Raw genomic sequence first — 18,913 nt, forward strand, 5'->3', positions numbered from 1 at the left:
ACTTCCTCTCGGAAGTGCGGAGCCTTTTGTGCTGCGGACTGCCTAGCTCAGCAGCGCATCCACAAAGCCCTCGGCTTCGAACGGTGCCAGGTCATCGGCACCCTCGCCCAGGCCGATCAGCTTCACGGGCACGCCCAGCGTGCGCTGGATCGCGACGACGATGCCGCCCTTGGCGGTGCCGTCCAGCTTGGTCAGCACAATGCCGGTGATGTTGACGACCTCGGAGAACACCTTGGCCTGCATCAGGCCGTTCTGGCCCGTGGTGGCGTCCAGGACCAGCAGGACCTCGTCCACCTCGGCCTGCTTTTCGATGACGCGCTTGACCTTGCCGAGTTCGTCCATCAGGCCAACCTTGTTCTGCAGCCGCCCGGCGGTGTCGATCAGGACCACGTCCACCTCGCCGTCGATTCCGGCCTTCACGGCCTCGAAGGCCACGGAGGCGGGGTCGGCGCCGTCGATGTCGGACTTTACGGTGGGCACGCCCACGCGCTGTCCCCAGGTGGCCAGCTGCTCGGCGGCGGCGGCGCGGAAGGTATCGGCAGCACCCAGGAGCACGTCCTTGTCTTCGGCCACCAGGACACGGGCCAGCTTGCCCACCGTGGTGGTCTTGCCGACGCCGTTCACGCCCACCACCATCACGACGGCAGGCTTGTCAGCATGCCGGGCAGTGGCCAGCGAGCGGTCCATGGTCGGATCCACGAGCTTGATGAGCTCCTCGCGGAGCATCTGGTGCACTTCCTCGGGGTTCCGGCTGCCGGAAATCTTGACCCGCTCGCGCAGGGCGTCCACCAGTTCCATGGTCGGTTCGGTCCCGAGGTCCGCCAGGAGCAGCGTTTCCTCAATCTCGTCCCAGACATCTTCATCAATCTTGTCGCTGGCCAGCAGTGCCAGCAGCGCCTTGCCCAGCGCATTGTTGGACTTGGCCAGGCGCGCCCGGAGGCGGGCCAGGCGGCCCTGCACCGGGTCGGGGGTTTCCAGCGCCGGAGCCTCGGGGGCCGGCGCTGTCGCGTCCAGATCCCGGAGGTCGTCGGGCACGACGACGTCGGTCTGCGCCGGGGGCGCGTCCAGGACATCCGTCCCGGCGGCGTGCGCGCCTGATCCGGTTACCGGATCATTGGCGTCTCGGGTGGTGGGATACATGCCCTTGGGGGTTCGTCGGGTCCGGACCAGCAGAGCTGCCACGGAACCGACTACAGCAAGGGCGATGACCACATAGATCACAATCGCAAGAGTCTCATTCACGCTCTTTAGCATGTCACACCGGTGTGTTTCCGGGCACCCGCACAGCCGCCGCCGCATGGCCTGAACGGCCCTCCCGCCGGCCATTTTCGGGCGGCGGCGAGCCGGTCCCGGGAGCGGCCGAGGTCTGAGAGAATCAGAGCATCATGGTTCGAGCACCCCGTCTCGCGATTCCGCGGGAAATCAAAGTCCTTATTGCCGCGGCGTTTGTCATTGCCCTGGGTTTCGGTCTGGTGGCCCCGGTGCTGCCGCAGTTTGCCCAGAGCTTCAACGTGGGCATTGCCGCGTCCTCGGTGATCGTCAGCGCCTTTGCCTTCACCCGGCTGATTTTCGCACCGGCCGGCGGGGCCCTGCTGGAGAAGTTCGGCGAGCGCCCGGTCTACATTGCCGGGCTGCTGATCGTCGCCGCCTCCACCGGAGCGTGTGCCTTCGCGGAAAGTTACTGGCAGCTGCTGGTCTTCCGCGGGCTGGGCGGCATCGGCTCCACCATGTTCACCATCTCGGCCATGGCCCTGATCATCCGGCTGACCAAACCTGCCGTGCGCGGCCGGGTGTCCAGCGCCTACGCCTCCTCATTCCTGCTGGGCAACATTGCCGGGCCCCTCGCGGGCGGACTCATGGCCGGGTTCGGGCTGCGCGTTCCGTTCCTGGTCTACGCGGGCGCGCTGGTGGTGGCCGCCGCCGTCGTCGCCCTCCAGCTCAAGGACGCCCGGCTGGCCAGCGGCGAGCCCAAGCCCGCCGCCCGTCCGGTGCTCACCGTCCGTGAAGCACTGGGCGACTCCGCCTACCGGGCCGCACTGGCCTCAAGCTTCGCCAACGGCTGGTCCTCCTTTGGCGTGCGGAACTCGCTGCTGCCGCTCTTCGCCGCCGCCGCTCTGACCGCCGGACCGGAAATCGCCGGCATCTCGCTGACCGCCTTCGCCCTCGGCACCGCCGTGGTCCTGACATTCTCCGGCCGGCTTGCCGACAGCTGGGGCCGGCGGCCGATGGTGATCACCGGGCTGGCGGTGAACGCCGCCGCCACAGCCGCCATCGGCTTCAGCACCAACGTGCCCATGTTCCTGGTGGTCTCCGCAGTTGCCGGCATGGGAACCGGGCTGCTGAACCCGGCACAGCAGGCCGCCGTCGGAGATGTGGTGGGCAATGACCGCAGCGGCGGGAAGGTGCTCGCCACCTTCCAGATGGCCAGTGACAGCGGTGCCATTGTGGGACCCATCCTGGCCGGGCTGCTCGCGGACTCGCTGGGCTTCAACTGGGCCTTCGGCGTGACCGGAGCCATTGCGGTCATGGCGTGCTTTGCCTGGATCGGTGCCCGCGAAACCTTGCAGCCCCAGGAAAGCGCGGCGCCCCCGGCCGTGACGCCTGACACGCAGGCGGGTCCCAACCGCACTACGATCGAGGAATGAAGCCTTTCCTCCTGCTGGCCTCCCGGGCCGAAGACGATGCCGCCGACGAAGAATATGAGGCGTTCCTCCGCTTTGGAAACCTGGAGCCGGATCAGCTGCACCGTGTCCGGCTGGAGGCCGGTCCCCTGCCCCGCATTGATCTGACGGACTACAGCGGCATTATTGTCAGCGGCAGTCCCTTCAACGCCAGCGATCCGGACAGTTCCAAGTCGGATCTGCAGCTGCGGGTGGAAAGTGAGCTGGGCACGCTGCTGGACGACGTCGTCGAGCAGGACTTCCCGTTCCTGGGCGCCTGCTACGGCGTGGGCACCCTGGGCCGGCACCAGGGCGGAACCGTGGACCGGCAGTTCGGTGAGGCCATCGGCGCCGTGGAGATCAAGCTCACCGGTGAGGGGCGGCAGGATCCGCTGCTCGAGGACGTTCCGGATTCCTTCACCGCGTTTGTGGGCCACCGCGAGGCCGTCTCCGGGCTGCCGCCCAACGCGGTGAGCCTTGCCGGTTCCTCCTCCTGCCCGGTGCAGATGTTCCGGATCAAGGAGAACCTTTATGCCACGCAGTTCCATCCCGAGCTGGACGTTCCGGGCCTGCTGACCCGCATCACGGTGTACCGGCACGCCGGCTACTTCCCGCCGGAGGAAGCCGACGCCGTCAAGGCCTCCGTGCGCGGTGCCGACGTCAGTGTGCCGCCGCTGATCCTGCGCAACTTTGTGCACCGCTACGCCCGGTAGGAGCACCGACAGCCGGACTCATGCCGTTCCCGGCGGCTGAATCAGCCCGCCGCCTCGACCGCCCCGGCCTCTGACTTGTCCAGGCGCTGGCTGATCACGGTGGACACCCCGTCGCCCTGCATCGTCACGCCGTACAGCGCGTCGGCCACTTCCATGGTGCGCTTCTGGTGCGTGATGACGATCAGCTGGCTGGATTCCTTGAGCTCTTCGAAAATGGTGATTAGCCGGCCGAGGTTGGTGTCATCCAGCGCAGCTTCCACCTCGTCCATCACGTAGAACGGCGAGGGGCGGGCCTTGAAGATCGCCACCAGCAGGGCCACCGCGGTCAGCGAGCGCTCACCGCCGGACAGCAGGGACAGCCGCTTGATCCGCTTGCCGGCCGGCCGGGCCTGGATCTCGATGCCGGTGCTGAGCATATCCTCGGGATCGGTCAGGACCAGCCGGCCTTCGCCGCCCGGGAAGAGGGTGGCGAACACGCGCTCGAACTGTTCGGCGGTGTCCCGGTAGGCCGCGGTGAAGACTTCCTCCACCTTCCGGTCCACGTCCTTGATGATGTCCAGCAGATCGCGGCGGGTGGCCTTGAGGTCCTCCAGCTGGGTGCTCAGGAAGGTGTGCCGCTCCTCAAGGGCAGCGAATTCTTCCAGGGCCAGCGGATTGACCCGGCCCAGCGCAGCAAGGTCCCGCTCGGCCTGCTTCAGCCGCTTCTCCTGGACGGCCCGGTCATAGGGAACCCCGGTGGTGAGCGGGTTTCCCTCCTCATCCACCGGAGCGTGCAGGGCCGCCCACTTATCCCCGGAGCTTCCCGCGGCAGGGCCGACGGGCACCGGAACCGGCTGGTCCGGGCCGAACTCAGCCACCAGATGTTCCGGCGTCAGGCCCAGTTCCTCGATCACGCGTGCTTCCAGGGCCTCCACGCGCAGCTGCTGCTGGGCACGGATCAGTTCGTCGCGGTGCACGGAATCGGTCAGCCGGGCGACCTCCGCCGAAGCATCTGCTGCTGCGGTGCGGACGACGGCCAGTTCCTCGTCCCAGGCGGTGCGCACGGCCTCCGCGTGGTCCCGCTCAGCCGCTGCCTCTGCCAGCGAAACATCCAGGAACCCCAGCACGGTTCGGGCGGCTTCCGCCACGGCCGTGGCTTTGGCCGCCTGCAGGGCGCGGCGCCGGGCGCGCACCTCAGCTGCGGCCCGCGCCCGGCGTTCGCTGTCCGCGGCCCGTTCCAGCCCGGCTGCCCTGCCGGCCACGGCTTTGTGCTGTTCCTCGGCGGACCGCAGGGCCAGCCGCGCGTCCGTTTCCGCCCGGCGGGCAGCCGCGGCGGCAAGTGCAAGTGCCTCACGCTGTTCGGTGGACGGTTCCGCTTCCGCCGGGGTGTTGTCCGCCGCGGCGAGCCGTGCTGCGGCAGCGGCCAGGGCTTCCTGTTCCGCGGCGAGGTTGGCTTCGGCCGCGGACACCAGCTGCTTCAGCCGTTCCGACTCGCCAACGGCCGAACGCAGGGCGGACCCCAGGGACCCGAGCCGTCCGGCGACGGCGGCCAGCCGGGCATCAGAGTCATGCAGCGCGGCCAGGGCAGCGTCGGCGCGCTTTTGCGCTGCGTCCCGGCGGTTCGCTGCGCCGGACAGGGCAAACCCCGCCTGCTCGGAGCGGGCGGCAGCGGCCCGGATCCGCGTCTCGGTTTCCTCCACCGCAGCCTGCAGTTCAAGCAGTCCGGGAGCCGACGAGGACCCGCCGCGGCCGGCGAAGACCGAGAGGACTTCACCGCCGGAAGTTACGGCGGTCAGGCCGGGGTGTTCGCGCAGCAGGGACGCCGCCTCGGTCAGGGAAGGCACAATGGCCGCGCCGTCCAGCAGCCGGTCCAGGGTCTGCCGCAGTTCCGCCGGCGCGTGAGCCGCGTCTGCCGCCCAGGTTGCCCCGGCGGGAAGCTCGGGGCGCCCGGACTCCGGGCGTTCGGAAGCGGTGCCTGCGGAAACGGTGCCTGCGGAAACCGCGGAAGTATCCCCGCCCGATGCCAGCACCAGGTCCACCTGCCCGCCGTCGGCCTCTTTGAGGTGCGTCAGGGCGCCAACCGCAGCGGAGAGATCGGCAACCGCCACGGCGGACGCGGCCGATCCCAGGGCCGCCGTAACTGCACGTTCGCAGCCGGGCCGGACGGTAAGCAGTGCCGCCAACGGTGCCAGTACGCCCTCCACCCCGGCAGCCAGCAGCACGGCCGACCCGTCGCGCTGGTCCAGTCCCACCCGCAGGGCATCCCGGCGGGCGGTCAGGGTTTCACGTTCGCGTTCGGCGTCCTGCTTCGTGCGGCGCAGCTCCTCCAGCGCGGAAACAGCGCCGTTCAGCTCGGCCACCGCGTCCTCGTACTCGGCGTCGAGGCCTTCCTCGCCTTCCTCGGCGCCCGCCGCGGAGTTCTCCAGGGCAGTAAATTCCTGCTGGACGATCCGGCGCCGTTCTTCACCGGCGCTGATGGAGGCGCGCAGCCTGCCCAGTTCAGCTTCCGCGGCATCCACCCGGGACCGGGCAGAGCCCACGGCACCGGCAATCCGGGCCAGGCCTTCGCGGCGGTCCGCTGCCGCGCGGAGGACTGCGGCCAGCCGCTGTTCTTCGGCGGCGGCAGCCTTCTCGGCGCCGGCACGGAGTTCCTCGGCACCGGCGAGAGCACCGCGGCGTTCTTCGATGGTTTCCTGCAGCGCGGCTGCCTCGGCCCGGGCCCGCTGGGCGGAGGCCTGCAGCCGTTCCGGATCGGTGCCGGTGTCTTCACGGTGTTCCGAGGATCCCAGCAGGCGCTGCCGTTCCTGTGCCAGCGCTGCCAGGGACAGGAACCGCTCACGCTGGGTGGAGAGCGCGTACCAGGCCTCCCGGGCGGCGTTGACCTGCGGGGTGGCCCGGGCGGCCAGGGTTTCCAGTTCGGCCTGACGGGACCGGGCGGCGGCCAGGGCGGCAGCGGCGGCGTCGCGGCGGCCCAGCAGTTCCTTTTCCTGCGCGGCGTCCCGGGCCAGGGAACCGGTCAGGGTCACCAGGTCATCGGCGAGCAGCCGGGCCCGGGCATCGCGGGCGTCCTGCTGCACGGTGCGGGCACGGCGGGCGACGGCGGCCTGCTTGCCCAGCGGTCCAAGCTGGCTCCGCAGCTCGGAGGTCAGGTCCGTCAGCCGGGCAAGGTTGGCCTGCATCGCGTCGAGCTTCCGGACGGTTTTCTCACGCCTGCGGCGGTGCTTGAGGATGCCGGCGGCCTCTTCGATGAAACCCCGGCGCTCTGCGGCACCGGCGTGCAGAATCCGGTCCAGCTGGCCCTGGCCCACTATGACATGCATCTCGCGGCCGAGTCCGGAATCCGAGAGCAGTTCCTGAATATCGAGCAGCCGGGCGGGGGCGCCGTTGATGGCATATTCGGACCCGCCGGAGCGGAACAGGGTCCGGGAAATGGTGACTTCCGAGTATTCGATCGGCAGGGCGCCGTCGGCGTTGTCAATGGTGAGCGAGACCTGCGCGCGGCCCAGGGCGGGGCGGCCGCTGGTGCCGGCAAAAATGACGTCTTCCATCTTTCCGCCGCGCAGGGTCTTGGCTCCCTGCTCCCCCATCACCCAAGCCAGGGCGTCCACCACGTTGGATTTTCCGGACCCGTTGGGCCCCACTACGGCGGTAACTCCGGGTTCAAACTCGAAGGTGGTGGCTGATGCGAAGGACTTAAATCCACGCATGGTCAGCGTCTTCAAATGCACGGGGGGCCAATCTTTCCTGCTGTCGGGTGATTCCCTCAATCTACTTGGTGCCTGAGACTTAACTGCAGTACTCGCAGAGCGTAATCCCGCACTGTGCGTCCCTTTGGCCTCACGGGGAACGTAGGATTCTCTAAGGAACAAGTGAATCAAGACGTGAAGCCAGGCTTCCCCCAGCCGGCAGGTGTGATCACTTCAGCAGGAGACAAGGCAGGCATTTTGACCGGGAACTTCAACTTCCAGCACAACAACACGGCTCTTCTCAGCGTCACAAGCGTTGAAGCACCGGTGGTTATGACCTCAGCTGAATTTGACGAACGGCTGGCACCGTCCCTCAAACGGCTGCGTCTTTCCAAACGCCTCCTTGAACGGGTGGCCGGTGTCAGCGAACGCCGCTGGTGGGCGCCGGGCACGGAATTCGACGACGCCGCCATCGAGGCGGGCGCCAAGGCGATTGCCGAAGCCGGGGTGGAACCCTCGGAAATCGGACTGCTGATCAATACTTCGGTGACCCGGCGGAACCTTGAGCCCTCAGTGGCGGTGAAGATCCACCATCAGCTTGGGCTGCCCTCCTCCGCCCTGAACTTTGACCTGGCCAATGCTTGCCTGGGCTTCGTTAACGGCATCACCATGGCCGCCAACATGATCGAGTCCGGGCAGATCAAGTACGCCCTGATCGTGGCCGGCGAAGATGCGCAGGGCACGCAGGAAGCCACTTTCCGGCGGCTGAACAGCCCGGACTCAACGCGTCAGGACTACCTGCGCGAGTTCGCGACGCTCACCCTGGGCTCGGGCGCCGCCGCCGCGGTGATCGGCCGGGCAGACGAGCATCCGGGCTCCCACCGCATTGTGGGCGGTGTTTCCCGTGCCGGAACCCAGCACCATGAACTGTGCGTTGGCGGCGTGGACGGCATGTACACCGACACCAAGGGCCTGCTGGACGGCGGCCTGGAACTCGTGGTGGACGCCTGGAACGAGGCCCATGATGACCAGGGATGGAACTGGCGTTCCATGGACCGCTACGTCACCCACCAGGTCTCCAACTCCTACACCAACGCCATCATCAAGGCGGTGGACCTGGTCCGCGAACGGGTGCCTATCACGTTCCCGCGCTGGGGCAATGTGGGACCGGCATCGCTGCCGATGACCCTGGCCCAGGAAGCCCGCACGCTGAACCCGGGTGACCGGGTGCTGTGCATGGGCGTGGGCTCGGGCCTGAACACCACGATGATGGAGATTGCGTGGTAGCGGAGCTTTGGCCCGGCGTTGCGGAATCCTGGTCTTCTTTTGTCCAGGTGCCTTCGACGGCGGCAGTTGACCGTCCCGGAACCGTCCACAAGTGGCATGTGCTGGACAACGGCGCGGACCTCGCGGCCCGCGGCGTCGAGCCGGCCGGCACCCTGCTGTGCGTGCACGGCAACCCCACCTGGTCCTACCTCTGGCGCAGCCTGCTGGCCGCAGGCGCCACGGCGAAAAAGCCGTGGCGGGTCATCGCCGTCGACCAGCTGGACATGGGTTTCTCCGCCCGCACCGGCGTCTTCCGGCGTCTTGAGGACCGGATCACCGACCTCGGGAACCTCACTGATGCGCTGAACCTGACCGGCAAAGTCATCACCGTCGGCCACGACTGGGGCGGCATCATTTCCCTGGGCTGGGCGCTGAAGCACCGCAGCTCTCTCGCCGGCATCATCCTGACCAACACAGCAGTGCACCCGGCCGGGTTCAACGTTCCGCCGGCCCTGCAGCTGGCCCTGCATCCCGCCGTCCACGGCTGGGGCACCCGGACCACCGATGCCTTCATCCGCGTCACCCATTCCCTGGCCTCACCGGCGCTGGCTCCGGAGGTGCGGAAAGCCTTCGCGGCGCCGTACCGCGGCGCTGCCCGCCGTGCCGGCGTCGCGAACTTTGTTGCCGACATTCCCGCCGAGTCCACTCATCCGAGCTGGCGCACCCTGAACCGGGTGGCCGAAGGAATCAAGTCGCTGAACGTTCCCGCGCTTATGCTGTGGGGCCCCAAGGATCCGGTCTTCTCCGACCGCTACCTGCGGGACCTGATGGACCGCCTGCCCGACGCGGACGTGCACCGCTTCGAAGGCGCCAGCCACCTGCTGCCGGAGGACGTGGACATCACCGTCCCCATCTTCAGCTGGCTGGAGAAGGGCCCGGGCACGGAAAACCAGGAGATCCGCGGCCGGGACACCGCCGGACTCGCCGTTTTCCGGCCCATGCTCGCCGAACTGGACGAGCGCGACGACGACTCCACAGCCGCCGTCGTCGACATGGCACCGCTGGGCTCCCCCGCCGGCAGCGCCCCCTCCACCCTGTCCTGGGCCGAGCTTGCCACGCGCGTAAACCGCCTCGCCGCGGGCCTGTCCGCCGCCGGTGTCAAAGCCGGGGACCGCGTGAACCTGCTCGTTCCGCCGGGAATTGAACTCACCTCCCTGATCTACGCCTGCCTGCGTCTGGGCGCAGTTATTGTGGTCGCCGACGCCGGACTGGGCACCAAGGGCATGGGACGTGCGATCAAGGGCGCCGGGCCGGCCTACATTGTCGGCATTGAGCGCGCCCTGATCGGTGCCAAGGTCTTTGGCTGGCCGGGTATCCGGATCAGCGCTGAAACGCTCTCCCCCGTGAAGGCCCGCCTCCTGGGCGTTCAGCACTCGGTGCCCGAGCTGATTACCGCCGGCGAGAACAGCGACGTGCCGCTGCTGCACACCGATCCCGATACGGACGCCGCAGTGCTCTTCACCTCCGGCTCCACCGGGCCGGCCAAGGGCGTCGTCTACACGCACCGCCAGCTCACGGCCATGCGTGACGCACTGAAGAACACCTACAACCTGCAGGCCGGCACCTCGCTGGTCGCCGGGTTTGCGCCGTTTGCCCTCCTGGGTCCGGCGCTGGGCGCCACCTCGGTGACCCCTGACATGGACGTCACCTCGCCGCGTACGCTCACGGCTGCGGCACTGGCCGACGCCGCCGCCGCCGTGGGTGCCACCACGGTGTTTGCGTCCCCGGCAGCCCTGGTCAACGTGCTGGCCACATCCGGGGACCTGGATCCGGACCAGCGCAAGGCCCTGCAGCGGGTGGAACTGCTGCTTTCGGCCGGCGCGCCCATTCCCGAGCCGCTGCTGGCACGTGTTTCCGAACTCACGCCCAACGCGGAACTGCATACCCCGTACGGAATGACCGAGGCACTGCCGGTGACGGACATCAGCCTCGAGGAAATCCGGGCCGCTGGTGCCGGCAACGGTGTCTGCGTCGGTACGCCGGTCTCCGGTGCGCAGGTGGCCATCGCGGCTCTGTCAGCGGACGGATCCGTGGGCGACACTCCGCTCGTGGAACCCGGCCTCACCGGTGAAATCCTGGTTTCCGCGCCGCACGTCAAGGACCGCTATGACCGGCTCTGGATCACCGAGTCCAAGAGCGCGTCGCTGCCGGGCTGGCACCGCACCGGCGACGTCGGGCATCTGGATGAGCAGGGCCGGCTTTGGGTCGAAGGCCGCCTGGGGCATATCCTCACCACGGCCGACGGCGTGGTCACCCCGGTGGCCGCCGAGCAGGCCGCCGAGTCAGTGGCCGCCGTGGGGCGTGCCGCCGTCGTCGGCGTTGGTCCTGCCGGAACCCAGGTTCCGGTGGCCGTGCTGGAACTGGCAGATCCCGTGCGCCGGCCCGGCACTGCCCCGCAGGATCTGGCCGCCGCCGTGCGCACAGCTGTGTCCGCCGGGGCCGGGCTCGAGCTGGCAGCGATGCTGGTGCTTCCCGCCATGCCCACCGACATAAGGCACAATTCCAAGATTGACCGCACCGCCCTGGCCGGCTGGGCTGACACAATCCTGGCCGGCGGAAGCGCCAAGGTGCCCGGCACGGGCGGACGCAAATGAGTTCTGTTTCCGGGTCTGCCGCACCCCTGGCCGCCCGGCGCGTCCTGGTGACCGGCGCCAGCGGACTGCTCGGCGGAGCCGTGGCCCGGCTGCTGGCGGAAAAGGGCCACACGGTCCGGACGCTCCAGCGCACTCCGATGGCCGCTGCTGTTCCTGCCGGAACTCCGGCCGGAACAGCAGCTCCGTCAGGAAACGCGGCTGCCGGGATTGAATCCGTTGCCGGTTCCGTCTCCGACCCCGCGGCCGCAGCCCGCGCCGCGGAGGGGATGGACGCCGTCGTACACCTGGCAGCGAAGGTCTCCTTCACCGGAGAGTGGCAGGACTTCGTGGACACCAACATCACCGGCACACGCACGCTGATTAAGGCGGCCAAGGCTGCCGGTGTCCGGGACTTCGTGTTTGTCTCCTCCCCCTCGGTGGCCCACTTTGGCGAACCCATTGCCGGTGCCGGTGCCGGAACCGCCGATCCGGAGCGCGCACGCGGATTCTATGCCCGGTCCAAGGCCGCGGCCGAGCTGCTCGCCCTGGCGGAGGATTCGCCGTCGTTCCGGGTGGGAGCCATCCGGCCGCACATTGTCTGGGGTCCCGGGGACACGCAGCTGGTGGAGCGGGTTATTGACCGTGCCTGGTCCGGCCGGCTCCCGCTGCTCAACGGCGGTACTGCCCTGATCGACACCACCTACATTGCCAACGCTGCAGCGGCGATTGTCCGCGGCCTCGAACGCATGGACCACGCGCACGGGCAGGCCCTGGTGGTCACCAACGGCCAGCCGCGTCCGGTGGGAGAACTGCTGGCCGGCATCTGCACCGCCGCCGGAGTCACGCCGCCGGCGTGGAGCGTTCCGGGCTGGCTGGCCCGCAGCGCCGGATCCGTGATCGAGCGGGCCTGGCTGGCCGCAGGCACCCGCGGATTGGTCCACGATGAGCCGCCCATGACGCGTTTTTTGGCCGAGCAGCTTTCCACCTCGCACTGGTTTGACCAGCGCCGCACCCGCGAAGTGCTGGACTGGACGCCCGAAGTGACCGTGGAGGACGGCATGCGCCGGCTCGCGGCCCACTACGGCGGCACCGCAGCCTAAGCGGCTATTTCACCCCTCTACACAGCAGGAGATGTTCATGGACAGCGTCAGGGCAATCGACAACTGGCCGGTGGAGAACGCTGCCGCCGCCGTCGTCCTGGCTGACGGCACCGTGGCCGGCACGCACGGCGACGTCGAGCGGCGTTTTCCGCTGGCCTCCGTCACCAAGCTGCTGACCGCCTACGGCATGCTCGTCGCTCTGGATGAAGGGGCCCTGGAACTGGATCAGCCGGCCGGACCAGAGGGTTCCACCGTCCGGCATCTGCTGGCGCATTCGGGCGGGTATGACTTCGCCGAACGCACCGTCCGCTTCACCCCGGGCACCCGCCGGCTCTACTCCAATGCGGGCTTTGAAGTGCTGGGCGAAACTCTGGAGGAGGCCACGGGCATTTCGGTGGCCGATTATCTGTGCGAGGGTGTGTTCGTTCCGCTGGGCATGAATTCCACCGCGTTGGAAGGCTCCCCCGCTGCCGGCGCAATATCCACCGTGGCTGATCTGTCCCGGTTCGCCGCTGAGCTGCAGCAGCCGGTGCTCACCGCTCCCGGGCGTCTGGCCGAAGCAACCACGGTGGTCTTCCCGGGTCTGGCTGGCGTGCTTCCCGGGTTTGGGCGCCAGAAGGAAAACGACTGGGGCCTGGGCTTCGAGATCCGCAATTCGAAGTCCCCGCACTGGACCGGTACCACCAGCTCGCCACGGACGTTCGGGCACTTCGGCCAGTCCGGCACGTTCCTGTGGGTCGACCCCGACGCCGGTGCTGCCGCCGTCGCCCTGACCGACCGCGACTTCGGTCCCTGGGCCGCAGAGGTCTGGCCGCCCTTCACCGACGGTGTGCTGGCGGAGCTTCGCGGCGCCTAACTCGGTTCCTCTGGGCCGGCGGTGGGGGCTCATTCGGGCCCTCCCGGAATCCTTCGTGCACATACCGGGCTCATTCACGCTCTCCCAGAATCCTTCGTGCACATACCGGGCTCATTCACGCTCTCCCAGAATCCTTCGTGCACATACCGGGCTCATTCACGCTCTCCCAGAATCCTTCGTGCACATAACGGGCTCATTCACGCTCTCCCAGAATCCTTCGTACATATAACGGGCTCATTCAGCCGATTTTCGACGATTTAGGCCCCGCATCTGCACGAAGGATTTTTCCACACGCTGTTATCTGCACGAAGGATCCGGTCGGCAGCTTAGGTGTGCGGAGACTTCCGCGTTTCTTCCCGAGTGTAGATAGGGCAGTTGAGAACAGGGAGCAGTCCACAGAGCAATCCACCCGCAGGCACGCCGCCGGAGCTGCACACTCGGTGCGGGCAGGGCCTCAGCCAGGGCATACCGATCCAAACCGGCGCCCCACCGCGTCCGTTGTACAGATAACGGGCGTAACCGGCCCACCACGGCGTCCGTTGTACAGATAACGGGCGTATACGGCCCACCACCGCGTCCGTTGTACAGGTAACGGCCCCAAACAGCGGGGATAAGCACGTTATCTGTACAGCAGACGGCGGGCTCCGGCGCCTGCGCCCCTAAGCACTCACAAGGGCCGCCGCAGCCAAGAAAGCCCCTTACCAGCGCCCGTTCCGCGGCCGGGGCTGACAGACCGGACAGCTGTAAGAAGACCGGTTCATGAACGAATCCCGCCGGATCAGGGTATTCAGCCCCAACGCGGCGCACCGGGGACAGGGCTCGCCCTCGCGTCCGTAGGCGTTCAGGGACCGCGAGAAGTAACCGGATGCGCCGTTGACGTTCACGTACAGGGAATCGAAGCTGGTTCCGCCGGCGGCCAGGGCACGGGTCATGACGTCGCGGGCGGACTCGATCAGGCGCAGGGCATCGGCTCGGCGCATGGTGTCTGTGGGCCGGGCAAAGTGCAGCTTCGCGGCCCAGAGGGACTCGTCCGCGTAGATGTTCCCGACGCCGGAGACCAGCCCCTGATCCAGCAGGGCCCGCTTGATGCCGGTGCGGCGTTTACGCAGCCGGGCGTAAAACTCGTCGAAGGAGAACGCCGGATCCAGCGGATCCCGGGCAATGTGGGCTGCCTCTTCGGGGATCAGCGGCAGCTTGGTTTCGGACAGTCCGCCGGGCGCACCGTCGGGGGTCGGCAGCAGATCTGTGAGGAAGACTCCCCCGAAGATCCGCTGATCCACGAAGCGCAGCTCGGCAGGCATCGGGGTTCCGTCGGCAGACACGGCGGGGCTGAGGCGAAAGCGGACCTTAAGGTGCTTCTCATCCGGCAGGTGCGGGTCTTCCATGAGCAGCTGCCCGCTCATGCCCAGGTGCGCCATCAGCGCCAGCCGGGGTACGCCGTCGTCGTGCGGGTCCGCGGAGGGAGGGGAAACCGGACGGGAGCCGGGGTCCTCAAGCAGCGGCATCCACAGGAATTTGCCGCGTCGCACCACATCGGTGACCACGGCGCCTTCGAGGTTGCCGCGCAGATCTTCGGGGCCGGCCGCATGGCGGCGCACGGAGCGCGGGTCGAGGATGTCGACGCCGGTGATGGTCCGGCCGCGGACCCATGAGGCCAGTCCGCGGCGGACCACTTCCACTTCGGGCAGTTCGGGCACGGAGCTAGGCTCCGGCGGCCGTGGAGCCCGAGGGGCAGATTATCTTCCAGGTGGCGGCGGCAGCTTCCTGCTCGGCTTCCTTCTTGGAATGGCCCACGCCGCTGCCGTAGGGCTTCTCACCGATGTGGAGCACGGCAACGAAGCTGCGGGAGTGGTCGGGACCGGATCCGGTGACCTTGTATTCAATGTCGCCGAGCTTCCGGCTGGCTGCGATCTCCTGGATGGAGGTCTTCCAGTCGGTGCCGGCACCCAGGGCGTCGGCGTCGCGCAGCAGCGGGCCGATCAGGCGCATCACCATGGCACGGGCGGTTTCAATCCCGTGGCAGAGGTAGACGGCGCCGATCACGGCTTCGGTGGTGTCCGCCAGAATGGAGGACTTGTCCCGGCCGTTGGTCAGCTTTTCGCCCTGGCCCAGCAGGATGTACTGGCCCAGTTCGAGTTCACGGGCAACGCCGGCCAGGGCGCGCGTGCTGACGACGGCGGAGCGGCGCTTGGCCAGCTCACCCTCGGACAGGTCCGGGTTGTCCCGGTACAGCGCGTCGGTCACGGAGAAGCCCAGGATCGAGTCGCCCAGGAACTCCAGGCGCTCGTTCGTGGGGATGCCGCCCTGCTCGTAGGCGTAGGAACGGTGTGTGAGTGCAAGACGAAGCGTCCCGGCGTCGATATCGACACCGAGACGCTTCAAAAGCTCTTCAGTATTCTTCACTTTTTGGTTTTGACCCGAAAAGCAGTATTCAACTCCCGGCCCGGCTGCCCGTGCCGGAAAGAGAACACTGTTTTAGACGTCCGCTACCTTGCGGCCCTTGTATTCAAGGAACAGCGCGGTACCAGCTGAGTCGGTCACGACCTTGGCCTGGTGAGGCAGGCTGTAGGTAACGCGGCCGTTCTCAACGGTCTTTACCAGGTTGGGGGCAGTTGCCTTCCACTGGGACCGGCGTGCACGCGTATTCGAGCGGGACATTTTCCGCTTGGGAACAGCCACGACTAACTCTCTTCTCTCTCGTCTGACTCTGTACTTGTTGCTGCAGAATTCTCTGCAGCGCTGCCAGCCAGCCCGGAGAGGGCTGCCCAGCGAGGATCCACTGTTTGGTGGTGGTGACCCGGATCCTCCTCAAGGCGCGCTCCGCATTCGGAGCAAAGGCCTTCGCAGTCCTCCCGGCACACCGGCTGGAACGGCAGGGTGGTGACCACTGCGTCCCGCAAAACCGGCTCAAGATCGATGACATCTCGCTCGATCCGGTGTTGCTCTTCTTCCTCTTCTGTTCCGAAAGACTCAGCGTCCTCGTAGTAGAAGAGTTCCTGCACATCGACTTCTTCGTCGTACGCGATGGGCTTCAGGCACCGTCCGCATTCTCCCTGAACAGGAGCGATGACGGTTCCGGATACTAAAATCCCCTCGTGCACGGCTTCGAACCTCAGGTCCAGATCAAGATCTGATCCTTCCGGCACGCCGATAAGCGCAACACCGAAGTCCTTCGGTGCCGGAACATGTTCGTGCATAGTCCGCATAACACCCGGGCTGCGCCCGAGATCCTTGACACTAATGGCCAAGGGCGACGAACCCGGATAAATCCGCGACTGAACGCTAATGAGAACTCCTGTAGAACATAGACCGACATATCATCTTAGCCTGATACGGCCGATTCTCTCAAACTGCGCCGTTCCGCTGCCGGTTAGGGCAAGGTGCGGGCTGCTCGTTCCAGTTTACAGCCCATGCGGCCGCCGGTTTACCGGCCGGGGTCCAGCTCGCATAGGCTGACGCCATGCTTCCCCTCCTCCGCGCCCTGCCGCACCGCCTGGTGCTGCGGCTCCAGCGCGGGGTTCCGCGGAGTGTTGATGCGGCGGTTACCGCCGTGGTTTCCTCCGCGCTTATCTGGCTTTTCGCCTCCCTCAACCTCTTTTATTACCCGACGGAGGGCGACCTTGCGCACGCCGGTGACGGAGGAAGGGCCGACGCCGTGGTGGTCCTCGCAGGAGCTGCGACGGAACGCTTTCCGGTGGGACGCCAACTGGCTCTTGAGGGCCTGGCACCGGAACTGGTGCTCTCCAGCACCGAGACCCCCGGCAACCGAATCACCGATTTGTACTGTGACTACACCGCCGGCGACACCGTCTCCGAGGACCCCGGCAGCGCCGCTGTCACCTGCTTCTTCCCGGAGCCCATGACCACACGCGGCGAAGCCCGCGCCATAGCCCGCCTGGCCGCGGACAACGGCTGGGACGATTTGATTGTCGTCACCTCCCGCTACCACCTGCTGCGTGCGGCAACGAACCTTTCCCAGTGCTCGACGGCGAAAATCACCATGGTGGCCACGGATCCGGACCTTTCGGCCAAGCAGTGGCTGGGCAGGTTCGTGGAGGAAACCGGCGGCCTCGCAGCCGCGGTGCTCCGCCCAACCTGCGCCAACAGAATCTGACCCCCCCTGCGGCAATGATTCTGGCCGCCCATGCGGACGGCGCGACGGCGGCTGCTGCCGCGGCTATGCCCGCCGGGGCAGCGGAAAGGCCTCCAGCAGCGCCTCCAGTGAAATCCGCAGCCGGGGCAGGGTTGCAGTGCGCGCCAGCAGAATCGGATCCAGCTCCCCGGCCTGAGCCGCGGTGACGTCCACGCGGGAGACCTCGGATTCCCGGATGGTGCTGAAAAAGTCCCGGAATTTGAAGGTGTCTCCCGCAATGACGGCGTCGCTGATGCGCACCCAGGTCCACGGCACCCCGTAGGCCTGGGCAACGATGATCCCGTGCAGCGAGCTGGAGATGCAGGCCCTGGCTCCGGCGATCTCCCGGACCACCTGTTCCATCCCCTGCCGTGCGTCCACCGTGTGGACCCGCGCATCGTGGACCCGCGCATCCCGGACCCGCGGATCCGGGTCTCGCGCATCCGGGTCCTGGTCAACAGCCCCGCGGCCGCCGGCGCGAAGGATTCCCCGATGATCAAGATGCGGCACCACTGCCACTTTGCCCTGGGACGGCTGCCCGTCCGGCACCGGCAGGAAACGCGGAAGCAGCAGCGCAGGATCACCGAATATTTCCGGGACTGTCCACCCCAGCTGCGAGCGCAGTTCAGCGGCCGTGAGCTTGCCCCGGACGGCATGGATCCGGATTCCGCGCAGTGTTGCCAGACGTTCCACCGCCGCCGCATCCAGCGCCCGCATCAGGCCCGCGCCCCATACCTGCGTGCCGTCCTGCTCAAGCCAGCCTGCCGTGGAACCCACTGCCGCCAGCGGAGGAACGTCAAGGCTCCGGCGCCAGCCGTTGACCGGCTTCAGTCCGCTGATCCGACGCACCAGCCAGGGCCCGACGGCGTCTCCAAAGTTGCTGCGTTCGTCCCACCACAGCAGGTTCACGTGACCCTCCGGCACCTTCCGGTTCCCCGCAGCCACCCCGGCCGACGGCGTCAGCAGTCCCGGCAGCCGCCGCCGGACGTCCGCGAGCGCCGCCCGCTGCTCCCCGGGAGACGCCCCCTGCGGCAGGCAGGGAAAAAGGTGCCGCTCAGTGCCCGATGTCTTCGCGGCCTCTGCGGATTCCGCGGCCCCGTCATCACGGACCAGCCGGGCTGCGCCAACCAGTGCACTGCGCAGCAGGGCGGCCCCCGGAAAGGTGTCCGGTGCCGGCGTTTCAACCCCGCCGCCGCTTCCCCCGGCTGCCCTGACGGACACCGCCGTCCGAAAGCCGCGGTCGCCGTCGTTCACTTCCACAAGCTCCAGCACAAACCGCAGGCCCGCCAGCTCGAGGACCACGGGCTCCGGGGCCCGTTCCGCCGGGGGCCACCCCTGGGAAGGGAAGGGCCTAACCTGGCCGGACATGCCGCTAGGCGCCCTGTTCCTGGACCAGCCGCCGGTAGGAGGCGCGGGGCACCAGCTCCTTCACGTCACCGCCCAGGGAGGAAACTTCCTTGATCAGGGTGGAGGACAGATGCGCGTAGCGGTTTTCAGCCGGCAGGAACACGGTTTCGACGCCGGTGAGGTGACGGTTCATGACGGCCATCGGCAGCTCGTACTGGTAGTCCTGCACCGACCGCAGGCCCTTCACAATGGCGTCCACGCCCTGCTGGCGGCAGAAGTCGGCCAGCAGCCCCTCGCCCATCGGCACCACCGAGACACCGCGCAGCCCGCCGAGGGTTTCCCGTGCCATGGCAAGGCGTTCGGTCCCGGAAAACCGGTACTTCTTGGAGTAATTCGTGGACACCGCTACAAGGACTTCATCGAACAGGCTGGCGGCCCGTGCGATCACCTCTACGTGTCCGTTATGGATGGGGTCATAGGATCCGGGGCATACAGCGCGTCGCATAGATCGAATCTACCCGGTTCCAGCAGTAATACTGGA

15 protein-coding genes are annotated in these 18,913 nt (G+C 67.6%); 7 read left to right on the forward strand and 8 right to left on the reverse strand.

Annotated elements, in window-relative coordinates:
- Positions 1–42: 42 nt before the first annotated feature.
- The gene (gene ftsY / locus AC4D2W_RS05845) at positions 43–1,242 is read right to left on the reverse strand and encodes a signal recognition particle-docking protein FtsY (protein WP_490925932.1); all 1,200 of its coding nucleotides are present in this window, start codon (positions 1,240–1,242) and stop codon (positions 43–45) included.
- Between the two features lie 143 nt (positions 1,243–1,385).
- On the opposite strand from ftsY, the gene AC4D2W_RS05850 reads away from it, so the two are divergent.
- Positions 1,386–2,645 carry an MFS transporter gene (locus AC4D2W_RS05850; RefSeq protein WP_490925933.1) on the forward strand — a complete coding sequence of 420 codons (1,260 nt, stop codon included), beginning with the start codon at positions 1,386–1,388 and terminating at the stop codon, positions 2,643–2,645.
- Positions 2,642–3,373, forward strand: coding sequence for a glutamine amidotransferase (locus AC4D2W_RS05855; RefSeq protein ID WP_490925934.1), 732 nt, complete (start codon positions 2,642–2,644; stop codon positions 3,371–3,373). Before AC4D2W_RS05850 ends, AC4D2W_RS05855 begins: the two co-directional genes overlap by 4 nt.
- A gap of 41 nt (positions 3,374–3,414) precedes the next feature.
- Here the strand turns inward: AC4D2W_RS05855 and smc are convergent, their stop codons facing one another.
- Positions 3,415–7,080, reverse strand: coding sequence for a chromosome segregation protein SMC (gene smc / locus AC4D2W_RS05860; RefSeq protein WP_490925935.1), 3,666 nt, complete (start codon positions 7,078–7,080; stop codon positions 3,415–3,417).
- Positions 7,081–7,296: 216 nt separating this feature from the next.
- Between smc and AC4D2W_RS05865 the strand changes: the two genes are divergently transcribed.
- From AC4D2W_RS05865 to AC4D2W_RS05880, 4 genes are read left to right on the forward strand one after another with little or no spacing between them, the layout of a single operon-like run.
- Complete coding sequence (locus tag AC4D2W_RS05865; RefSeq protein ID WP_490926034.1) at positions 7,297–8,325, forward strand: 3-oxoacyl-ACP synthase III; 1,029 nt, start codon at positions 7,297–7,299, stop codon at positions 8,323–8,325.
- Complete coding sequence (locus tag AC4D2W_RS05870) at positions 8,319–10,958, forward strand: alpha/beta fold hydrolase (protein ID WP_490925936.1); 2,640 nt, start codon at positions 8,319–8,321, stop codon at positions 10,956–10,958. Before AC4D2W_RS05865 ends, AC4D2W_RS05870 begins: the two co-directional genes overlap by 7 nt.
- Positions 10,955–12,037 carry an NAD-dependent epimerase/dehydratase family protein gene (locus AC4D2W_RS05875; protein ID WP_490925937.1) on the forward strand — a complete coding sequence of 361 codons (1,083 nt, stop codon included), beginning with the start codon at positions 10,955–10,957 and terminating at the stop codon, positions 12,035–12,037. Before AC4D2W_RS05870 ends, AC4D2W_RS05875 begins: the two co-directional genes overlap by 4 nt.
- Before the next feature lie 37 nt (positions 12,038–12,074).
- Entirely contained in the window at positions 12,075–12,893 is an 819-nt protein-coding gene (locus tag AC4D2W_RS05880) for a serine hydrolase domain-containing protein (protein WP_490925938.1), read from the forward strand.
- A 698-nt stretch (positions 12,894–13,591) separates the two neighbouring features.
- On the opposite strand, the gene mutM is transcribed toward AC4D2W_RS05880, so the two are convergent.
- The 4 genes from mutM to AC4D2W_RS05900 form a co-directional block, all read right to left on the reverse strand.
- On the reverse strand, positions 13,592–14,590 hold the full coding sequence (mutM, locus tag AC4D2W_RS05885; RefSeq protein ID WP_490925939.1) for a bifunctional DNA-formamidopyrimidine glycosylase/DNA-(apurinic or apyrimidinic site) lyase: 999 nt from the start codon (positions 14,588–14,590) through the stop codon (positions 13,592–13,594).
- A 4-nt stretch (positions 14,591–14,594) separates the two neighbouring features.
- A complete protein-coding gene (gene rnc, locus AC4D2W_RS05890) occupies positions 14,595–15,296 on the reverse strand; it encodes a ribonuclease III (RefSeq protein WP_490925940.1) in 702 nt (233 codons plus the stop codon).
- 72 nt (positions 15,297–15,368) lie between these two features.
- A complete protein-coding gene (gene rpmF / locus AC4D2W_RS05895; protein WP_055240805.1) occupies positions 15,369–15,572 on the reverse strand; it encodes a 50S ribosomal protein L32 in 204 nt (67 codons plus the stop codon).
- A 2-nt stretch (positions 15,573–15,574) separates the two neighbouring features.
- Positions 15,575–16,141, reverse strand: a complete 567-nt coding sequence (locus tag AC4D2W_RS05900; RefSeq protein ID WP_400927882.1) for a YceD family protein — start codon at positions 16,139–16,141, stop codon at positions 15,575–15,577.
- A gap of 212 nt (positions 16,142–16,353) precedes the next feature.
- On the opposite strand from AC4D2W_RS05900, the gene AC4D2W_RS05905 reads away from it, so the two are divergent.
- Positions 16,354–17,007 (forward strand): YdcF family protein, encoded by a 654-nt coding sequence (locus AC4D2W_RS05905; protein ID WP_490925942.1) that lies wholly within the window; start codon positions 16,354–16,356, stop codon positions 17,005–17,007.
- A gap of 63 nt (positions 17,008–17,070) precedes the next feature.
- On the opposite strand, the gene AC4D2W_RS05910 is transcribed toward AC4D2W_RS05905, so the two are convergent.
- Positions 17,071–18,327: a polysaccharide pyruvyl transferase family protein gene (locus AC4D2W_RS05910; protein WP_490925943.1), complete on the reverse strand. Its 1,257-nt coding sequence runs from the start codon at positions 18,325–18,327 to the stop codon at positions 17,071–17,073.
- Positions 18,328–18,397: 70 nt separating this feature from the next.
- Positions 18,398–18,877, reverse strand: a complete 480-nt coding sequence (coaD, locus tag AC4D2W_RS05915; RefSeq protein WP_490925944.1) for a pantetheine-phosphate adenylyltransferase — start codon at positions 18,875–18,877, stop codon at positions 18,398–18,400.
- Positions 18,878–18,913 lie beyond the last annotated feature (36 nt).

It is taken from the genome of Arthrobacter sp. TJ-58 (assembly GCF_058269295.1).